The organism is Shewanella oneidensis MR-1 (assembly GCF_000146165.2).
GTDB lineage: Bacteria > Pseudomonadota > Gammaproteobacteria > Enterobacterales > Shewanellaceae > Shewanella > Shewanella oneidensis.
Genome location: NC_004347.2, coordinates 1,859,327 through 1,877,216, shown reverse-complemented (window position 1 = coordinate 1,877,216; position 17,890 = coordinate 1,859,327). Strand labels below are relative to the sequence as shown.

Below are 17,890 nucleotides of genomic sequence, written 5' to 3'. Positions count from 1 at the left end.
AGAGTCAGTCTATCACGCTGACACGGGGTTTGAATACTGCACTTTGCGCGCAATCCGAGATAAGTTAGAATCGCGCCACTATTTACAGAGAGTATGAAAACATGATCACATTACACACTAATTTTGGCGACATTAAACTGCAACTAAATGCCGAAAAAGCACCGCTGACCGTGGCAAACTTTATGAAATATGTCGACGAAGGTTTCTTCGATGGCACCATTTTCCACCGTGTAATTGACGGCTTTATGATCCAAGGTGGTGGCTTTACGGCTGAAATGAGCCAAAAACGTTGCCATGAGCCAGTGAAAAATGAAGCGAACAATGGTTTATCAAACCGTACTGGTACTATCGCTATGGCGCGTACTTCTGATCCGCATTCAGCGACAGCTCAATTCTTTATCAACGTAAACGACAATACCTTCCTCGATTTTAAATCTGAGAGCATGCAAGGTTGGGGTTACTGCGTATTCGGTGAAGTAGTTGAAGGCATGGACATTATTGAAAAAATCAAAGCGGTAAGCACAGGTAACCGTGGCATGCATCAAGATGTACCATTAGAAGCGGTCGTGATTGAAAAAGTCAGTGTAGCGGCCTAATTCCCTAGGATGCGAACCTTATTTATTGGCGATCTGCACTTAAGTGCCGATCGCCTTGATATCACTCAAGCCTTCAATCGTTTCCTCGATACCGAACTTGATGACGCTGATGCCCTCTATATTTTGGGGGATCTGTTTGAGGTATGGGTCGGCGACGATTTAGCCGCGCCTTTTGCCCTCGAATTAGCGCACAAACTCAAACAAGTCTCACAAACTCTCCCTATCTTCTTTATTCACGGTAATCGTGATTTTATGTTAGGAAAACGCTTTGCTGAGGCCGCGGGGATGCAACTTCTACCTGAAGTTACTTGCATAGAGTTATATGGCGTAAAGACGGTGATCCTACACGGCGACAGTCTGTGTACCTTAGATAAAGCCTATCAACGCTTCCGTAAACTGCGCAGTTTTGCCTGCGCCCGTTGGCTTTATAGCTGTCTGCCAAAGAAAAGACGTCAAGCCATCGCCAATAAAATCCGCAGTAATAGCCAAAGCAGTAATCAGCAAAAAAGCTATGTCATTATGGATGTCGAGCCAAGCGCGGTGAATGCGTTGTTTGTAAAAACCCATACAACACGGATGATCCACGGTCATACCCACAGACCTGCCATTCATATTGTAGATAATGCTTGTCAACGGATTGTGGTAGGTGATTGGTACGAGCAAGGCAGTGTACTGAGTGTCAGTGCCAACGGCGTGGATTTAAAAAGTCTGCCCTTTGAAACCACTTAAAAACCATTAAAAACTCTATTAACGGCCTCAAACCCAAACAAGGTAACGGCCGCTAATCCCTTCATGCATATGAGTATTTGATAGCCTGCGGCTGGCCACTGTGGAAATGAAATTCGTCATCGGGCGCCATAATCAATTCGGCTTCCCTTTCGCCAAAATAAGCAACGCGCTCGCTGATATCCTCACTTGAGACCAATTGTGCAAGCTTAAGATAATCCTCAAAATGACGAGCCTCAGAGCGCAGCAAAGACACATAAAACTTACTTAATTCTGCATCTAAATAAGGCGCTAATTTGGCAAAGCGCTCACAGGAGCGCGCCTCAATATAAGCACCGACAATTAGCTTATCGCGCAGAATATTCTTCTCATGGGTCGTCACATGGCTCATCATACCCTTGGCATAACGCCCTGCGCGAATATTGCGATAGGGAATTTGCCGTGCGTGCATCAACTCAAGCACTTGTTCAAAATGATGGAACTCTTCTTTTATTAGACGAATAAGTGGCGGAATAAGATCCTGAGCAAAGGAAAAATGTTGATTAGGTTGTAGAACGGCAACCAGCTCATTCTTTTTGACATCACGGGCCAAAAACTGCTCAATATCGCGATCCTTATGATAGACAAATTCTTCGTAGGGTTTTGCCCACGCCAACAGCGATTGCCCACTTTCAGCATTAAGGGCATAACGCCTTAACAAAAACATCGCAGTCTGCGCGGCTTTTAGCTCACAATTACAATGATCGATTAAGAGTTCATCTAACGAAGCTGAGGCTCTTGCTACATCAATCCAAGTTTGCGGCGTCTCACAGCGAAGAAACGCATGAACAGGTGCCAATAATTGTTGCATGGGATCACTCAAAAATCATTCAAATATACCGCCATATTTTACGCGTAATTATCAGCAAGCTATAGCTTTACACGCCTGCACACTTGACGAGTTGAACTTTTTGTTCAATAAATAATCTACACTCTATAGAACTGAGATCCTGATCACACAGGGTTTAATCAAGGGTAAGCAATCAGATGTTGAAGGTACTGGAGAGCGTTTAACACTGATTGTAGAGCTGTTATCAGCTCGTCTGACGTTTGGCGAGCCATCATCAATGCTGAACAAGGATAATTATAATGATACTGAATCACTTAATGGGGTTATACACTCATCCAAAACAAGAGTGGCACGCAATTGAACAGAACCATGAGGCACTGAAAAGCAGCTTGAGCCATGTTATTCTGATCGCACTCATCCCTGCTATCTGTAGCTTTATCGCAACAGCTTACATTGGTTGGAATCCGGGAGCTGGAGATCCCATTTATCTCACGCCGCAAAGCGCAATGTTTATGTCGGTGGGTATGTATTTTGGTCTCATTGCTGGCGTCTTTGCCCTTGCCTATTTAGCCTTTTGGATGGCAAAAACCTTCGATGCTCATCCCACCTTTACCCAAGCATTGGAACTTGCTTCTTACACTGCAACACCATTATTTATGGTCGGCCTAGCGGCGCTCTATCCAGTACTCTGGTTTATTATGGTTGTCGGACTAATCGGTTTAGCATACTCGGTATACCTGCTCTACGCTGGCGTACCAATCATCATGAATATCCCCGAAGAGAAAGGCTTTATTTACGCTAGTTCAATGGTGACAGCAGGTTTAGTGCTTTTGGTTGGGTTAATGGCCACCAGCGTGATTCTCTGGAGTATTGGCTTTGGCCCTATGTATCAATAAGCCACGATTAACATGCAAGAAGTTGTTTGAGCACTGAAAAAGTGACGGATAAAGTCGTTAACAAGAACACGTCAAAAGGAAAATAGAAAAGGCCCTTATAGGGCCTTTTCTATTAGCGACAGCAATTAACGGACTTGCTCGAACTATTCAAACGAGTCACGCAGTGCAACCGTTAGGTTAAACACTAAATGATCGGCTGATGAGTCTTTGTTGTCCGCACAGAAATAACCTTCACGTTCAAACTGATAAGCTTTTTCCGCTGGCGCATTCGCAAGGCTTGCTTCGACTAAACCATTAACCACTTCAAGTGAGTTAGGGTTGAGTACTTCATCCACTGTCTCAGCCGCAGCTGGATTTGGATCAGTGAACAAACGTTGGTATAAGCGGAACTGTGCAGGTTTAGCCGTAGTAGCTTCAACCCAATGGATTACGCCCTTCACCTTGCGACCATCGGCAGGATTTTTACCTAAAGTATCAGCATCATAGCTACAGTAAACTGTGGTGATATTGCCTTCGCTGTCTTTATCACAACGCTCAGCCTTGATCACATAAGCGTTACGCAGACGCACTTCTTTGCCCATCACTAAACGCTTGTATTGCTTATTGGCTTCTTCTCTGAAATCTGCCACATCAATAAAGATCTCACGACCAAAAGCCAACTCACGCGTCCCCATACTTTCATCGCTAGGGTGAGAAGCCGCTTGAATAGTCTCGATTTGACCTTCAGGGTAGTTCTCAATCACCACTTTTAATGGACGCAATACGGCCATCGCACGGGGTGCATGCTCGTTTAGCTCTTCACGGATACAGGCATCGAGCATCGCCGCTTCAATCATGTTTTCTTGCTTGGTGATACCAATACGTTGGCAAAATTCACGAATAGACGCAGGGGTATAACCACGACGACGAAGACCAGCAATCGTAGGCATACGCGGATCATCCCAGCCAGTCACTAATTTACGCGTAACTAAGTCATTTAATTTACGCTTAGACATCAGCGTATATTCAAGATTTAAGCGAGAAAACTCATATTGACGAGTACGATTTGGCGCTTGGAAATCATCTAAATTGTCCAGCACCCAGTCATATAGACGACGGTTATCTTGGAACTCAAGCGTACACAGAGAATGGGTAATATGCTCCAGGGCGTCAGAGATACAGTGAGTAAAGTCGTACATTGGGTAAATGCACCACTTATCGCCCGTTTGGTGATGATGAGCAAAACGAATACGATAAATCACCGGATCGCGCATACACATAAAAGGCGATGCCATGTCGATTTTAGCACGCAGCGCACACTCACCTTCTTTGAATTCACCCAGACGCATTTTTCCAAATAAGCGCAGGTTTTCTTCCACAGGTGTATCACGATAAGGGCTATTTTTGCCTGGTTCTTTTAACGTACCACGGTATTCACGGGTTTCATCGGCATTGAGGAAACACACATAGGCTAGGCCTTTATTAATTAACTCAACGGCATATTGATGTAATTGGTCGAAATAATTAGAGGAATAACGCACCTCACCATCCCACTGGAATCCCAACCAACGCACATCCGCCTGAATAGAATTAACATAATCGATGTCTTCTTTTTCAGGGTTGGTATCATCAAATCGTAAGTTACAGAGACCTTGGTAATCGCGGGCGATGCCAAAGTTCAAACAGATGGACTTAGCATGACCTATATGTAAATAACCATTTGGCTCGGGTGGAAAACGCGTCTGCACATTGGTGTGCTTACCGCTTTTCAGATCCTCATCAATGATATTACGAATAAAGTTACTCGGACGTACTTCAGTGTCCACATGACTCATGGAATTCCTCTTTGCGAACAATGGCAATTTTAACAAAACCAGCATGATCCTACAGATCTCGGCCAGTTACAATGCCCAGTATTAAAAACTAAGGGTTATGCCGTGGATAGTAAAACAATAAAAGCAGCCATGAAAGCTGCTTTTATCTTTGTAACCACTAAGCTGACATTTATTACTCAGGGGTTTACTCAGTAATAATCCGCACGCCGGGGATAATTTGCTGAGTTCTGCGCCCTTTACGCTTTAGCCATAGATAGAACATAACTAAGGCAACGAGGAAGAAACCAATCCACAGACTCGATTGCAATGGATGCGCAGCAAAAGTTGCCGCTTGGTAAACGACGGTTGCGCTGCCATAGGCGAGTGCGAATGTCCATGTCGCGGCAAAGGTCGCCCAGCGCGTACCAAACTCGTTCACTAAAGCCCCCATCGCCGCAACACAGGGCGTATAGAGTAAGATAAACAGCAGATAAGAAAACGCAGCCACCTTAGTGGTAAATCCTGACTGCAGGGCGCTAAAGGTCGAAGTTGCTACACCTTGTGTTTCAGCCGCCACCTCAGTATTAGAAACATCACCAACGGATAGCTTCAACGGGTCTTCCAAATCTAAACCGAACAAGTTTGCAGGAATGGTCGCAAGCGCCTCATTAAAACTGTCTGCTAATGGCGTTAATTCACTGCCCTCAGGAGTTGCATTGGTATATAAGCTATTGAGAGTCCCTACCACAGCTTCTTTAGCAAAAATACCCGTGATAATACCCACAGTCGCTGGCCAGTTATCTTGCTCAATACCCATTGGAGCAAAGATGGGTGTTACTTTTTGGCTCGCAACACTTAACAGAGATGCTTGGCTATCCTCATGGCCAAAGCTGCCATCCACCCCAATCGCATTGATAAAGTTAAGCAGTGTTACCACAAGCACAATGGTTTTACCCGCGCCAAGAATAAAGCTCTTTGTTCGCTTACCGGTACGCACCATCACAGCTTTAAATTTTGGTAACTCATAGCTTGGCAGTTCCATCACCACAGCACTGCTCGTACCGGGTAATAAGGTACTACGCAGCAGCAACCCCGTACCAATGGCGGCAAAAATCCCAATCACATACAGTAAAAACACTAGGTTTTGACCAGAATCAGGGAAGAAAGCTGCCGCAAATAGTGCATAGACAGGTAAACGTGCACCGCAGGACATAAAGGGTGCCATCATACCGGTGACGATACGCTCACGTTCACTGCCTAAGGTACGTGTCGCCATAATGGCTGGCACAGAGCAGCCAAAGCCAACGATCATGGGCACGAAGGCTTTACCTGGTAAACCAATACGGCGCATTAACCCGTCCACCACAAACGCGGCGCGAGCCATGTAGCCTGAACTTTCAAGAATGGATAAACCAAGGAATAGTGCCGCGATCACCGGAATAAACGTAGAAACCGTTTGAATACCTTGGCCTACACCACCCGCAAGGATAGTCACCACCCATGCAGGCGCACCGATATTAGTGAGCAGCGCACCAAAATGATCGACCAGTAATGCCCCTGCGAACACATCGAAGAAATCGATAAATGCACTGCCGATGTTGATGCTAAACATGAACATCAAATACATCACAAATAAGAATACCGGAATGCCTAGTACGGGGTGTAAAACTAATTTATCGAGTTTATCACTTAGGGTTAAGAAGCCGTCGGCCTTGACCGAACTTTGGAATACTCGTTCAACAAAATTAAAGCGAGTCGTCGCGACCATCACTTCAATATCGTGCCCTTGCTGTGCAATCTGCTGAGTACAAGTATTCACCTCATCCTGCAACTGCGCATTTTTGCAACTGCCACAACCTGAACCATTTCCCAACATCGCCAAGGCACGGCCACGGCTTAGATTAGGATCTTTACGGCAAAGTAGCTGCACACCTGCTTCAATTTGTTTATCGTAATCCAGCAATAAAGGCGCTTCGGATACACGACCTTGCAGCAAGTCCAGCACTTGTGCTTGTACTTTAGCCACATCAGCCGGATCGCGTGAACAGACGCCAATCACAGGACAGCCCAGCTCTTGGCTCATTTTCGTTAAATCAACGCAAATACCACGCTTGATGGCAGCATCGATTTTATTTAATACCACCACCATAGGGATCGACAGCTCACGTAGCTGGGCCGTTAAATATAAGTGGCGTTCGATATTGGTTGCATCAACCAAGTTAATGATGCCGTCGACACGTTGTTCTGCGAGATATTGCTGAGCGATCTGCTCATCGAGGGAACAATCACAACTATTGCCAGCGGGCAGTAAATCGTAAATACCGGGTAAGTCGGTTAAGTAAACGTCAGCACCATTAAGAGTAAAATGGCCAGTTTTTTTCTCAACAGTCACACCTGACCAGTTGCCAACTTGCTGATTTGCGCCTGTTAGCGCGTTAAAGAGTGTCGATTTCCCTGCGTTTGGGTTACCGACGGTGACGCAATGAAACTGCTTAGTCATTCGCCTTTTCCACCTCAATAATGTCTGCCAAGTCTCTGCGCATACAAAGCTTACTACCACGAATATCCAGCTCTAAACCTGAGCCCAGGGGCGCTCGGCGGATCAACGAAAATCGTGTATTTGGGGTAATACCCATGGACAATAATTTACGCTTAACTGTTTGCGGCAGATCTAATCGCCCGATTTCAGAAATAATGCCACGGTCACCGGGACTGAGTTCGCTTAACTTCATTACCTATTTCACCTTGTAACAGCTTCAGCTTGAAAAACTGCGCTCATTCTAACTGAGCTACGGAGCTAATAACTTTACCTAGATCAACCTTTATGACTGGTAACGATAATAGTTTTCAATTGTGTTGGGTATTATGTGACAAAAATCTCTATGAATAAACGCCTGGCCCAAAATAAAAATGCCAACTAGGCCGCAGCTATTACCTCAGTGTAAAACCCAGTTCAACAAGCTTTAAACAATGTCATTTCAAATTAAAAATTTGACACAAATTCACACTTACCATTTATCCCTACAGAATCATTCCTCTTTACAGTTAAGTCGACCAAATATGTTAAGCAGCTGTCACAAACCTGTTCTAATATTAATCAACTAAATTAGTGATGTCGAAAGCTTGAAAAATAACAAATAAAACGCACTCGGGAAAAATGGACATGGATATTGGTTTAAAGTTCAACAGCATAACTCAAATTATGCTTACATTAATGTTATCGATTCTCAGCCTTTCAACCTTAGCAACGCCTTGGGATGATAAGAGCTCTGAGGAAGTCGTAGCAACGTTAGATAAGAAGTTTGCCGAAGGTAAATACTCGGCCAAAGGCGCTGACACTTGCTTGATGTGCCATAAGAAAAGTGCAGTTGTCATGGCTATATTCGATGGCGTTCATGGCAATCCCAACATCAAAGATTCCCCCATGGCTGACTTACAATGTGAGGCCTGCCACGGCCCGCTGGGTAATCATAACAAAGGTGGGAAAGAGCCGATGATCACCTTTGGCCAGAACTCCCCTGTCCCCGCACAAAAGCAAAATAGTGTCTGCATGAGCTGCCATAACGACGATCAACGTATCGCTTGGAAAGGCAACCACCATGATAATGCCGATATTCCTTGCAGTAGCTGTCACCAAGTGCATGTCGCAAAAGATCCCATCAGCGACAAAGCCAACGAAGTCGCGATTTGTACCCAATGCCATAGTCAACAAAAAGCCGATATGCACAAACGCTCATCGCACCCTTTGCAATGGCAACAAATGGTCTGTAGTGATTGCCACAATCCCCATGGCAGTTTGAATGATGCGAGTTTGAAACAAATGACCGTCAATGAAAACTGCTACAGCTGCCATGCCGAAAAACGTGGCCCTAAACTCTGGGAACATGCCCCTGTTACGGATAATTGTGCCAACTGTCATAACCCCCACGGCAGTGTGAATGAGTCAATGTTAATCAGCAAACCACCTCAATTATGCCAGCAGTGCCATGCCTCCGATGGCCATAGTAGTAATGCCTACTTTGGTAATCAAACCAACGCCTTCACCTCGGGTAATTCCTGTATGAATTGTCATGGTCAAGTGCATGGTTCAAATCACCCATCCGGCAAGTTGCTGCAGAGATAACAAGGGAAGGATCATGCAAATAGTGAATATATCGACTCCTAAAGTTTGTTTCTCACTCACGCTTCTGGCTTGGACAATGAGTGGCGTGCTAAATACAGCTCATGCCGAAGGTTATGAAATTCAAAAGGCCAACCGCAGTGGCGTTAAAAATGAGGCGTGGAGCTGTAAACAATGTCAGCCCCAAACAGGGCGTCAAGGTAATGTCAGCGCCACACTTGCTCACAATGATGGTGACGATAGCCGCTTTGGTAATCGTACAGGCATAGATAAAGACGGCTTGGTCGGTGCGATAGGCGCCGACATGAAATATAAAGCTGAGAGTGGTTACCAAACGAGCTTAATGGCAGATAAACTCGGGTTTGATACTGGTTCAGCCAAGCTCTCCACAGGCCAACTGGGTCATTATCAAATCAATTTAGGCTATAAAGGCTTAGCAAATTATCAATATAATCAGCTAAAAAGCCCCTATATTGCTGAAAATGACAAGATGTTGCTACCCGATAATTGGGTAGCCGGCGCAACCACGCAATCCATGCCGTTACTGCAATCGAGCCTAGCCGAACAGGACTTAAGCCTTAAGCGAGATAGATTTAACCTAGGTGGTTACTATGCGGGTCATATCTCATCCACAAATCGCTATAAAGCCTCAATCAACTATCAGCATGAGAATCGCAGCGGCGCTAAAAAGACCAGCGCGAATATTCTTACTAACAGTGTAATGCTGGCACAACCGATAGATGACAGTACCGATGAAATCGATGCCAGAATCTATTTTGGGGGTATTGGTTGGCAAGCAGGAATTAATAGCCAAATCAGCCAATACAAAAATGACCATCAGGCACTATTATGGCAATCGGCTTATACACCAACTTTCGGTGCAGCCTACTATGGGCAAAACGCCGTCGAACCCGATAATAAGGCTTATCGTATTGCAGCCGAGGCGAGTGGCGGCCAAAATGGCCATAATGTTCTAATGCATGCAGGCATTAGCCAGATGTCACAGGATGAAGCTTTTCTTCCAGCCACCATAAATGGCCCTGCCCCTACGCTACCTGCTGATAATCTTGATGGCCAAGTGGATATTCTCGAGATGCTCCTCAAGTATTCAGGCCGTATCACTCAAGATTTGAGCATTCAAGCCAACTATCATTATCAAGATAAGGATAACAAGACCACTCAGTTGGATTTTCCTCAGGTGGTGACCGACAGTGTTTATCAAGGCACAGCACAAAATAGCCTCTACGATAAACGCAGCAATAAACTCGAGCTTAAAGGTAAGTATCGGCTAACACCTTCAGCATACGCAGAAGCGGGTTACAGCCTCGATGCAAACGATTATTCAGCGTTAGATAGACAATCTGTCGATGAGTCAGGTGTTTTTGCCAAACTCAGCTATCGTTATTCGCCAAGCTGGTCCACTTGGTTAAAAGGTGAAGCATTGACACGTGATGGCAGCGAATATGATCCTGTGTCCACCACACAAAGCCCGAGTAATCCTTGGCTACGTAAGTCTTATCTTGCAGATCGCAAACGCCAAAAAGTCACCCTGCATACTGACTATCAAAGCGATATCGGTCTCTCTGTCGGTGCGAGTTTACATAACGTCGACGATGACTATAACCATACATCTGTCGGACTTACCCACGTTTCTTACCTAGGCTACGATGTTTCTGCCCAATATCTTATCGCCGACAACTTGAGTTTAAATGCATACCTCAACCAAGACTGGCGTGACTCAGATCAAGCGGGCAGTAATCGCTTCTCAACGCCTGATTGGTATAGTACTGCAGAAGAAAAGTCGACTCTGATTGGCACTGGCGTCGTCTATCAAAATCTGCTGGATAACCATTTAGATCTTGGCTTGGACTATAGCTATTCCGACGGTCAAAGCGATACCGAAGTCACCTACGGAATCACCAGTCCCTACGGCGACTATTACAACCGTAAGCACAATATTAACGCCTATGCCAAATACAAACTGGCCGACAGCATGTCGTTACGGTTCGATTGGCTATTTGAGAAATATCAAGATGCAAGCTGGCAAAACCAAAATACCACGTGGGACACCATTCCTAACGTACTCAGTTTTGGCGACATCAGCCGCGACTACAATGCGCATTACTTAGGTTTGACCTTAAGCTACCAAATGTAACTTAGGCACTGACAGGGTATTCCAAGGATAGAATTATGAATAAGTTTGCAAGCTTTACCACGCAATACAGTCTGATGCTGCTCATTGCCACGCTACTCTCTGCCTGTGGAGGCAGTGATGGTGATGATGGCTCACCCGGCGAGCCAGGTAAACCTCCGGCAATGACAATCAGCAGCCTAAATATCAGTGTAGATAAAGTCGCCATCAGCGATGGTATTGCCCAAGTTGATTATCAAGTCAGCAACCAAGAAAACCAAGCCGTAGTGGGTATTCCTTCCGCCACCTTTATCGCTGCGCAATTACTGCCTCAAGGCGCTACAGGCGCTGGCAATAGTAGTGAGTGGCAGCATTTTACCTCAGAAACCTGCGCCGCTTCATGTCCCGGCACTTTCGTCGATCATAAAAACGGCCATTATAGTTATCGCTTTAGTGCGACATTCAACGGCATGAATGGGGTGACATTTCTAAGTGATGCCACCCAACGCTTAGTGATAAAAATCGGTGGTGATGCGCTCGCCGATGGCACTGTACTCCCTATAACCAACCAACATTATGATTGGCAGTCCTCAGGCAATATGCTGGCCTATACCCGTAACTTAGTCTCGATCGACACTTGTAATAGTTGCCATAGTAATTTGGCTTTCCATGGAGGACGTTATAATCAAGTTGAAACCTGTGTGACCTGCCATAACAGTAAAAAAGTCAGCAATGCCGCGGATATTTTCCCGCAAATGATCCACAGTAAACATTTAACCGGATTCCCTCAATCCATCAGTAATTGCCAGACTTGCCATGCTGATAACCCTGATTTGGCCGATCGTCAAAATTGGTACCGAGTACCGACCATGGAAGCCTGCGGTGCATGTCATACTCAAATCAATTTCCCTGCGGGTCAAGGCCACCCAGCGCAAACGGATAATAGCAATTGCGTTGCCTGTCACAATGCAGATTGGACGGCAAACGTGCACAGTAATGCAGCTCAAACCTCTGCCTTGGCTCAGTTTAATGCAAGCATCAGCAGTGCCAGTATGGATGCCAATGGCACAATCACGGTCGCGGTGAGCCTAACCAACCCAACCACAGGAACCGCTTATGCTGATAGCGCCGATAAATTAAAATTTATTAGTGACTTAAGGATTTATGCTAACTGGGGAACCAGCTTCGACTACAGCAGCCGTTCTGCTCGCTCGATTAGACTTCCGGAATCAACCCCCATAGCAGGAAGCAATGGAACATACAGCTACAATATTTCAGGTCTCACAGTACCCGCAGGTACTGAGTCCGACCGTGGCGGATTGGCCATTCAAGGTCGAGTGTGCGCAAAAGATAGTGTCTTAGTGGATTGCAGCACCGAACTGGCAGAAGTGCTTGTGATCAAATCAAGTCACAGTTACTTCAATATGTCTGCATTAACCACCACAGGCAGACGCGAAGTCATCAGTAATGCAAAATGTGCTAGCTGCCATGGCGATCAGCAATTAAACATCCATGGCGCCCGCAACGATTTAGCGGGTCAATGTCAGCTCTGCCACAATCCGAATATGCTCGCCGACGCCACAGCAACCAACCCATCGATGACATCTTTTGATTTTAAACAGTTAATCCACGGGCTCCATAGCAGCCAATTTGCAGGTTTTGAAGACCTCAATTACCCTGGGAATATCGGTAATTGCGCCCAATGCCACATCAACGATTCGACAGGTATCTCTACTGTAGCCCTCCCCTTAAATGCGGCCGTTCAACCTCTCGCGCTTAACAATGGCACCTTCACCAGTCCAATTGCCGCTGTATGTAGCAATTGTCACTCAAGTGATGCAACTCAAAATCATATGAGGCAACAAGGTGCAGTGTTTGCCGGAACCAAAGCCGATGCAACCGCAGGCACTGAAACCTGTGCATTTTGCCACGGACAAGGCACTGTCGCCGACGTACTCAAAGTCCATCCAATAAACTAACTCGATGATGCAGGCCCAAAAGGCCTGCAACTGCCAATATAAAAGGAACTCAGATGATGCTGTTATCTACCTCAAAAGAAATAGTCAGATCTCAATCACATTACCCGCTTAAAGTGACTGATAAATACCAATGACTTAGTTAGCCTTACAGGTGGGATCTAATTCCACACATTAAATACGACTAATGAGATTTGTTCTTATTTGATATGTGTTTAATGATGATTAAAACTATTGCAGGGAAATATCATGATGAAACGGTTCAATTTCAATACCGCAACAAAAGCGATGTTGGGTGCCGGTTTACTTTCACTCCTTCTCACTGGCTGCGGTGGCAGTGATGGTAAAGATGGTGAAGACGGTAAACCAGGCGTTGTTGGAGTTAATATCAACTCAACCTCAACCTTAAAAGCAAAATTCACTAATGCCACTGTTGATGCAGGTAAAGTCACTGTCAACTTCACCCTAGAAAATGCCAATGGTGTAGCAGTATTAGGCTTAACCAAAGATCACGATTTGCGATTTGGTATTGCGCAATTAACTCCCGTTAAAGAAAAAGTGGGAGAAACAGAAGCTGACCGCGGTTATCAATGGCAAGCTTATATCAATGCCAAGAAAGAACCCGGTACCGTTCCATCAGGCGTTGATAACCTCAATCCATCGACCCAGTTTCAAGCGAACGTTGAGTCTGCCAATAAATGCGACACTTGTTTAGTAGACCATGGCGATGGTAGCTACAGTTATACATACCAAGTTAACGTTGCCAATGTGACTGAGCCGGTAAAAGTCACTTACAGTGCAGATGCCACTCAACGTGCGACCATGGAACTTGAGCTACCGCAACTTGCGGCGAATGCGCATTTCGATTGGCAACCTTCAACAGGTAAAACAGAAGGCATTCAAACTCGCAATGTCGTCTCTATTCAAGCATGTTATACCTGTCACCAACCAGAAAGCTTAGCGCTGCATGGTGGCCGTCGTATCGATATTGAAAACTGTGCATCTTGCCACACTGCAACCTCTGGTGATCCAGAATCAGGCAATAGCATTGAATTTACTTATATGATCCATGCTATCCATAAAGGTGGCGAGCGTCATACCTTCGATGCTACCGGTGCACAAGTGCCTGCCCCATATAAAATTATTGGCTATGGCGGTAAGGTAATCGATTATGGCAAAGTGCATTACCCCCAAAAACCAGCCGCAGATTGTGCAGCCTGTCACGTTGAAGGCGCTGGCGCACCTGCTAATGCCGATCTGTTCAAAGCAGATTTAAGCAATCAAGCATGTATTGGCTGTCACACTGAAAAACCATCTGCTCACCATAGCAGCACTGATTGTATGGCTTGCCACAATGCAACCAAGCCTTACGGCGGTACGGGAAGTGCAGCTAAACGTCATGGCGATGTAATGAAAGCTTATAACGATAGCCTTGGTTATAAAGCGAAATTCAGCAACATTGGTATTAAAAATAATGCCCTAACATTCGATGTACAAATTCTTGATAATAAAGATCAACCTATCGGCAAGGAATTTATTTCGGATCCGAGTGCATACACTAAATCGAGTATCTATTTCTCATGGGGAATAGATAAAGATTACCCTGCTTATACCGCAGGTAGCAGATATAGTGATCGTGGCTTTGCATTATCAAATTCGAAGGTTTCAACTTACAACGAAGCAACTAAAACCTTCACTATTGACAGTACAAATAGCAACTTAAAGCTGCCAGCTGATCTAACTGGTATGAATGTTGAGTTGTATGCTGGTGTAGCAACCTGTTTTAACAAAGGTGGATACGGCGTTGAAGATGTTGTAGCGACCCCATGTTCTACCGATACTCGCTACGCTTACATCCAAGACCAACCATTCCGTTTCAAATGGAATGGAACGGATACCAATTCTGCCGCTGAAAAACGTAGAGCGATTATCGATACAGCTAAGTGTTCAGGTTGCCATAACAAGGAAATTGTTCATTATGACAACGGCGTTAACTGTCAAGCTTGTCATACTCCTGATAAGGGTTTAAAAACTGACAACACTTACCCAGGAACTAAAGTTCCAACGAGCTTTGCGTGGAAAGCCCACGAAAGTGAAGGCCATTATCTGAAATATGCAGGCGTACAATCTGGCACTGTACTAAAAACCGATTGTGCAACATGTCATACTGCTGATAAATCCAACGTAGTAACGGGTATCGCTTTAGGCAGATCGCCAGAGCGCGCATGGCTTTACGGCGATATTAAGAACAATGGTGCCGTAATTTGGGTATCTTCCGATGCTGGCGCATGCTTAAGTTGCCACCAGAAGTATCTGTCTGATGCAGCCAAGTCTCATATTGAAACTAACGGCGGTATCTTAAATGGTACTAGTGCTGCAGATGTTCAAACTCGTGCATCTGAAAGCTGTGCAACGTGCCATACTCCATCGCAATTGATGGAAGCACACGGTAACTAAGTCGATATAATTATCTGAATCGAGAGACGAAACTTAAAGAGAGAGGTATCCCCTCTCTCTTTTTATTTCCACCTCACTATCTGTTGTTTTTTTGCTCTCAATTTGTTTTTCCCTTGTGGTTTAACTACCTCTTTAGAAATAGAAAGATCCAAGTCACACATTAGCAAAGGCTTAGAAGATTTTAACGGCATGTTGGGTTAGCCTTTCCTTGGGGAATTCTATTTCCAGCATCCACTTAAGTCGCTTCTAGTGATCAAATACACAGACATAGAATCTGTTGGCGCTAGAGCATAGCGGTTAAGCAATGCCAAACCTATGCAGGGAAAAAAATGATGAACGCACAAAAATCAAAAATCGCACTGCTGCTCGCAGCAAGTGCCGTCACAATGGCCTTAACCGGCTGTGGTGGAAGCGATGGTAATAACGGCAATGATGGTAGTGATGGTGGTGAGCCAGCAGGTAGCATCCAGACGTTAAACCTAGATATCACTAAAGTAAGCTATGAAAATGGTGCACCTATGGTCACTGTTTTCGCCACTAACGAAGCCGACATGCCAGTGATTGGTCTCGCAAATTTAGAAATCAAAAAAGCACTGCAATTAATACCGGAAGGGGCGACAGGCCCAGGTAATAGCGCTAACTGGCAAGGCTTAGGCTCATCAAAGAGCTATGTCGATAATAAAAACGGTAGCTATACCTTTAAATTCGACGCCTTCGATAGTAATAAGGTCTTTAATGCTCAATTAACGCAACGCTTTAACGTTGTTTCTGCTGCGGGTAAATTAGCAGACGGAACGACCGTTCCCGTTGCCGAAATGGTTGAAGATTTCGACGGCCAAGGTAATGCGCCGCAATATACAAAAAATATCGTTAGCCACGAAGTATGTGCTTCTTGCCACGTAGAAGGTGAAAAGATTTATCACCAAGCTACTGAAGTCGAAACTTGTATTTCTTGCCACACTCAAGAGTTTGCGGATGGTCGCGGCAAACCCCATGTCGCCTTTAGTCACTTAATTCACAATGTGCATAATGCCAACAAAGCTTGGGGCAAAGACAATAAAATCCCTACAGTTGCACAAAATATTGTCCAAGATAATTGCCAAGTTTGTCACGTTGAATCCGACATGCTCACCGAGGCAAAAAACTGGTCACGTATTCCAACAATGGAAGTCTGTTCTAGCTGTCACGTAGACATCGATTTTGCTGCGGGTAAAGGCCACTCTCAACAACTCGATAACTCCAACTGTATCGCCTGCCATAACAGCGACTGGACTGCTGAGTTACACACAGCCAAAACCACCGCAACTAAGAACTTGATTAATCAATACGGTATCGAGACTACCTCGACAATTAATACCGAAACTAAAGCAGCCACAATTAGTGTTCAAGTTGTAGATGCGAACGGTACTGCTGTTGATCTCAAGACCATCCTGCCTAAAGTGCAACGCTTAGAGATCATCACCAACGTTGGTCCTAATAATGCAACCTTAGGTTATAGTGGCAAAGATTCAATATTTGCAATCAAAAATGGAGCTCTTGATCCAAAAGCTACTATCAATGATGCTGGCAAACTGGTTTATACCACTACTAAAGACCTCAAACTTGGCCAAAACGGCGCAGACAGCGACACAGCATTTAGCTTTGTAGGTTGGTCAATGTGTTCTAGCGAAGGTAAGTTTGTAGACTGTGCAGACCCTGCATTTGATGGTGTTGATGTAACTAAGTATACCGGCATGAAAGCGGATTTAGCCTTTGCTACTTTGTCAGGTAAAGCACCAAGTACTCGCCACGTTGATTCTGTTAACATGACAGCCTGTGCCAATTGCCACACTGCTGAGTTCGAAATTCACAAAGGCAAACAACATGCAGGCTTTGTGATGACAGAGCAACTATCACACACCCAAGATGCTAACGGTAAAGCGATTGTAGGCCTTGACGCATGTGTGACTTGTCATACTCCTGATGGCACCTATAGCTTTGCCAACCGTGGTGCGCTAGAGCTAAAACTACACAAAAAACACGTTGAAGATGCCTACGGCCTCATTGGTGGCAATTGTGCCTCTTGTCACTCAGACTTCAACCTTGAGTCTTTCAAGAAGAAAGGCGCATTGAATACTGCCGCTGCAGCAGATAAAACAGGTCTATATTCTACGCCGATCACTGCAACTTGTACTACCTGTCACACAGTTGGCAGCCAGTACATGGTCCATACGAAAGAAACCCTGGAGTCTTTCGGTGCAGTTGTTGATGGCACAAAAGATGATGCTACCAGTGCGGCACAGTCAGAAACCTGTTTCTACTGCCATACCCCAACAGTTGCAGATCACACTAAAGTGAAAATGTAATTTGCCCAAGCAGGGGGAGCT

General features: G+C 45.1%; 12 protein-coding genes. 8 read left to right on the top strand and 4 right to left on the bottom strand.

What is annotated here, in order from left to right:
- The first annotated feature begins 101 nt into the window (after positions 1 to 101).
- Both SO_RS08205 and SO_RS08200 read left to right on the top strand, forming a co-directional pair.
- Complete coding sequence (locus SO_RS08205; RefSeq protein ID WP_011071912.1) at positions 102 to 596, top strand: peptidylprolyl isomerase; 495 nt, start codon at positions 102 to 104, stop codon at positions 594 to 596.
- Between the two features lie 9 nt (positions 597 to 605).
- Entirely contained in the window at positions 606 to 1,325 is a 720-nt protein-coding gene (locus SO_RS08200) for a UDP-2,3-diacylglucosamine diphosphatase (RefSeq protein WP_011071911.1), read from the top strand.
- Positions 1,326 to 1,386: 61 nt separating this feature from the next.
- Here SO_RS08200 and miaE read toward each other — a convergent pair whose 3' ends face one another.
- A complete protein-coding gene (gene miaE / locus SO_RS08195) occupies positions 1,387 to 2,172 on the bottom strand; it encodes a tRNA isopentenyl-2-thiomethyl-A-37 hydroxylase MiaE (protein ID WP_011071910.1) in 786 nt (261 codons plus the stop codon).
- A 278-nt stretch (positions 2,173 to 2,450) separates the two neighbouring features.
- On the opposite strand from miaE, the gene SO_RS08190 reads away from it, so the two are divergent.
- Positions 2,451 to 3,047, top strand: coding sequence for a Yip1 family protein (locus SO_RS08190; protein ID WP_011071909.1), 597 nt, complete (start codon positions 2,451 to 2,453; stop codon positions 3,045 to 3,047).
- 143 nt (positions 3,048 to 3,190) lie between these two features.
- On the opposite strand, the gene glnS is transcribed toward SO_RS08190, so the two are convergent.
- The 3 genes from glnS to SO_RS08175 form a co-directional block, all read right to left on the bottom strand.
- Positions 3,191 to 4,861, bottom strand: a complete 1,671-nt coding sequence (gene glnS, locus SO_RS08185) for a glutamine--tRNA ligase (RefSeq protein ID WP_011071908.1) — start codon at positions 4,859 to 4,861, stop codon at positions 3,191 to 3,193.
- Between the two features lie 184 nt (positions 4,862 to 5,045).
- Complete coding sequence (gene feoB / locus SO_RS08180; protein WP_011071907.1) at positions 5,046 to 7,340, bottom strand: Fe(2+) transporter permease subunit FeoB; 2,295 nt, start codon at positions 7,338 to 7,340, stop codon at positions 5,046 to 5,048.
- On the bottom strand, positions 7,333 to 7,572 hold the full coding sequence (locus SO_RS08175) for a FeoA family protein (protein ID WP_011071906.1): 240 nt from the start codon (positions 7,570 to 7,572) through the stop codon (positions 7,333 to 7,335). The genes feoB and SO_RS08175 overlap by 8 nt, the downstream gene beginning before the upstream one ends.
- A 425-nt stretch (positions 7,573 to 7,997) precedes the next feature.
- Here SO_RS08175 and SO_RS08170 point away from each other — a divergent pair, with 425 nt between their 5' ends.
- From SO_RS08170 to mtrC, 5 genes are all read left to right on the top strand, one after another.
- Complete coding sequence (locus SO_RS08170) at positions 7,998 to 8,963, top strand: DmsE family decaheme c-type cytochrome (RefSeq protein WP_011071905.1); 966 nt, start codon at positions 7,998 to 8,000, stop codon at positions 8,961 to 8,963.
- Between the two features lie 13 nt (positions 8,964 to 8,976).
- Entirely contained in the window at positions 8,977 to 11,115 is a 2,139-nt protein-coding gene (locus tag SO_RS08165) for an MtrB/PioB family decaheme-associated outer membrane protein (protein ID WP_011071904.1), read from the top strand.
- A 35-nt stretch (positions 11,116 to 11,150) separates the two neighbouring features.
- Positions 11,151 to 13,070 (top strand): decaheme c-type cytochrome MtrF, encoded by a 1,920-nt coding sequence (gene mtrF / locus SO_RS08160; RefSeq protein WP_011071903.1) that lies wholly within the window; start codon positions 11,151 to 11,153, stop codon positions 13,068 to 13,070.
- 246 nt (positions 13,071 to 13,316) lie between these two features.
- Complete coding sequence (gene omcA / locus SO_RS08155) at positions 13,317 to 15,524, top strand: decaheme c-type cytochrome OmcA (RefSeq protein ID WP_011071902.1); 2,208 nt, start codon at positions 13,317 to 13,319, stop codon at positions 15,522 to 15,524.
- Positions 15,525 to 15,853: 329 nt separating this feature from the next.
- A complete protein-coding gene (gene mtrC / locus SO_RS08150; protein WP_011071901.1) occupies positions 15,854 to 17,869 on the top strand; it encodes a decaheme c-type cytochrome MtrC in 2,016 nt (671 codons plus the stop codon).
- Positions 17,870 to 17,890: the final 21 nt, after the last annotated feature.

What these genes read in the sequence shown, in the direction of transcription:
- feoB (WP_011071907.1), bottom strand. Translation starts at nt 7,340, where the DNA reads ATGACTAAGCAGTTTCATTGCGTCACCGTCGGTAACCCAAACGCAGGG.
- SO_RS08170 (WP_011071905.1), top strand. Translation starts at nt 7,998, where the DNA reads ATGGACATGGATATTGGTTTAAAGTTCAACAGCATAACTCAAATTATG.
- omcA (WP_011071902.1), top strand. Translation starts at nt 13,317, where the DNA reads ATGATGAAACGGTTCAATTTCAATACCGCAACAAAAGCGATGTTGGGT.
- SO_RS08205 (WP_011071912.1), top strand. Translation starts at nt 102, where the DNA reads ATGATCACATTACACACTAATTTTGGCGACATTAAACTGCAACTAAAT.
- mtrC (WP_011071901.1), top strand. Translation starts at nt 15,854, where the DNA reads ATGATGAACGCACAAAAATCAAAAATCGCACTGCTGCTCGCAGCAAGT.
- SO_RS08190 (WP_011071909.1), top strand. Translation starts at nt 2,451, where the DNA reads ATGATACTGAATCACTTAATGGGGTTATACACTCATCCAAAACAAGAG.
- SO_RS08175 (WP_011071906.1), bottom strand. Translation starts at nt 7,572, where the DNA reads ATGAAGTTAAGCGAACTCAGTCCCGGTGACCGTGGCATTATTTCTGAA.
- glnS (WP_011071908.1), bottom strand. Translation starts at nt 4,861, where the DNA reads ATGAGTCATGTGGACACTGAAGTACGTCCGAGTAACTTTATTCGTAAT.
- SO_RS08165 (WP_011071904.1), top strand. Translation starts at nt 8,977, where the DNA reads ATGCAAATAGTGAATATATCGACTCCTAAAGTTTGTTTCTCACTCACG.
- mtrF (WP_011071903.1), top strand. Translation starts at nt 11,151, where the DNA reads ATGAATAAGTTTGCAAGCTTTACCACGCAATACAGTCTGATGCTGCTC.
- SO_RS08200 (WP_011071911.1), top strand. Translation starts at nt 606, where the DNA reads ATGCGAACCTTATTTATTGGCGATCTGCACTTAAGTGCCGATCGCCTT.
- miaE (WP_011071910.1), bottom strand. Translation starts at nt 2,172, where the DNA reads ATGCAACAATTATTGGCACCTGTTCATGCGTTTCTTCGCTGTGAGACG.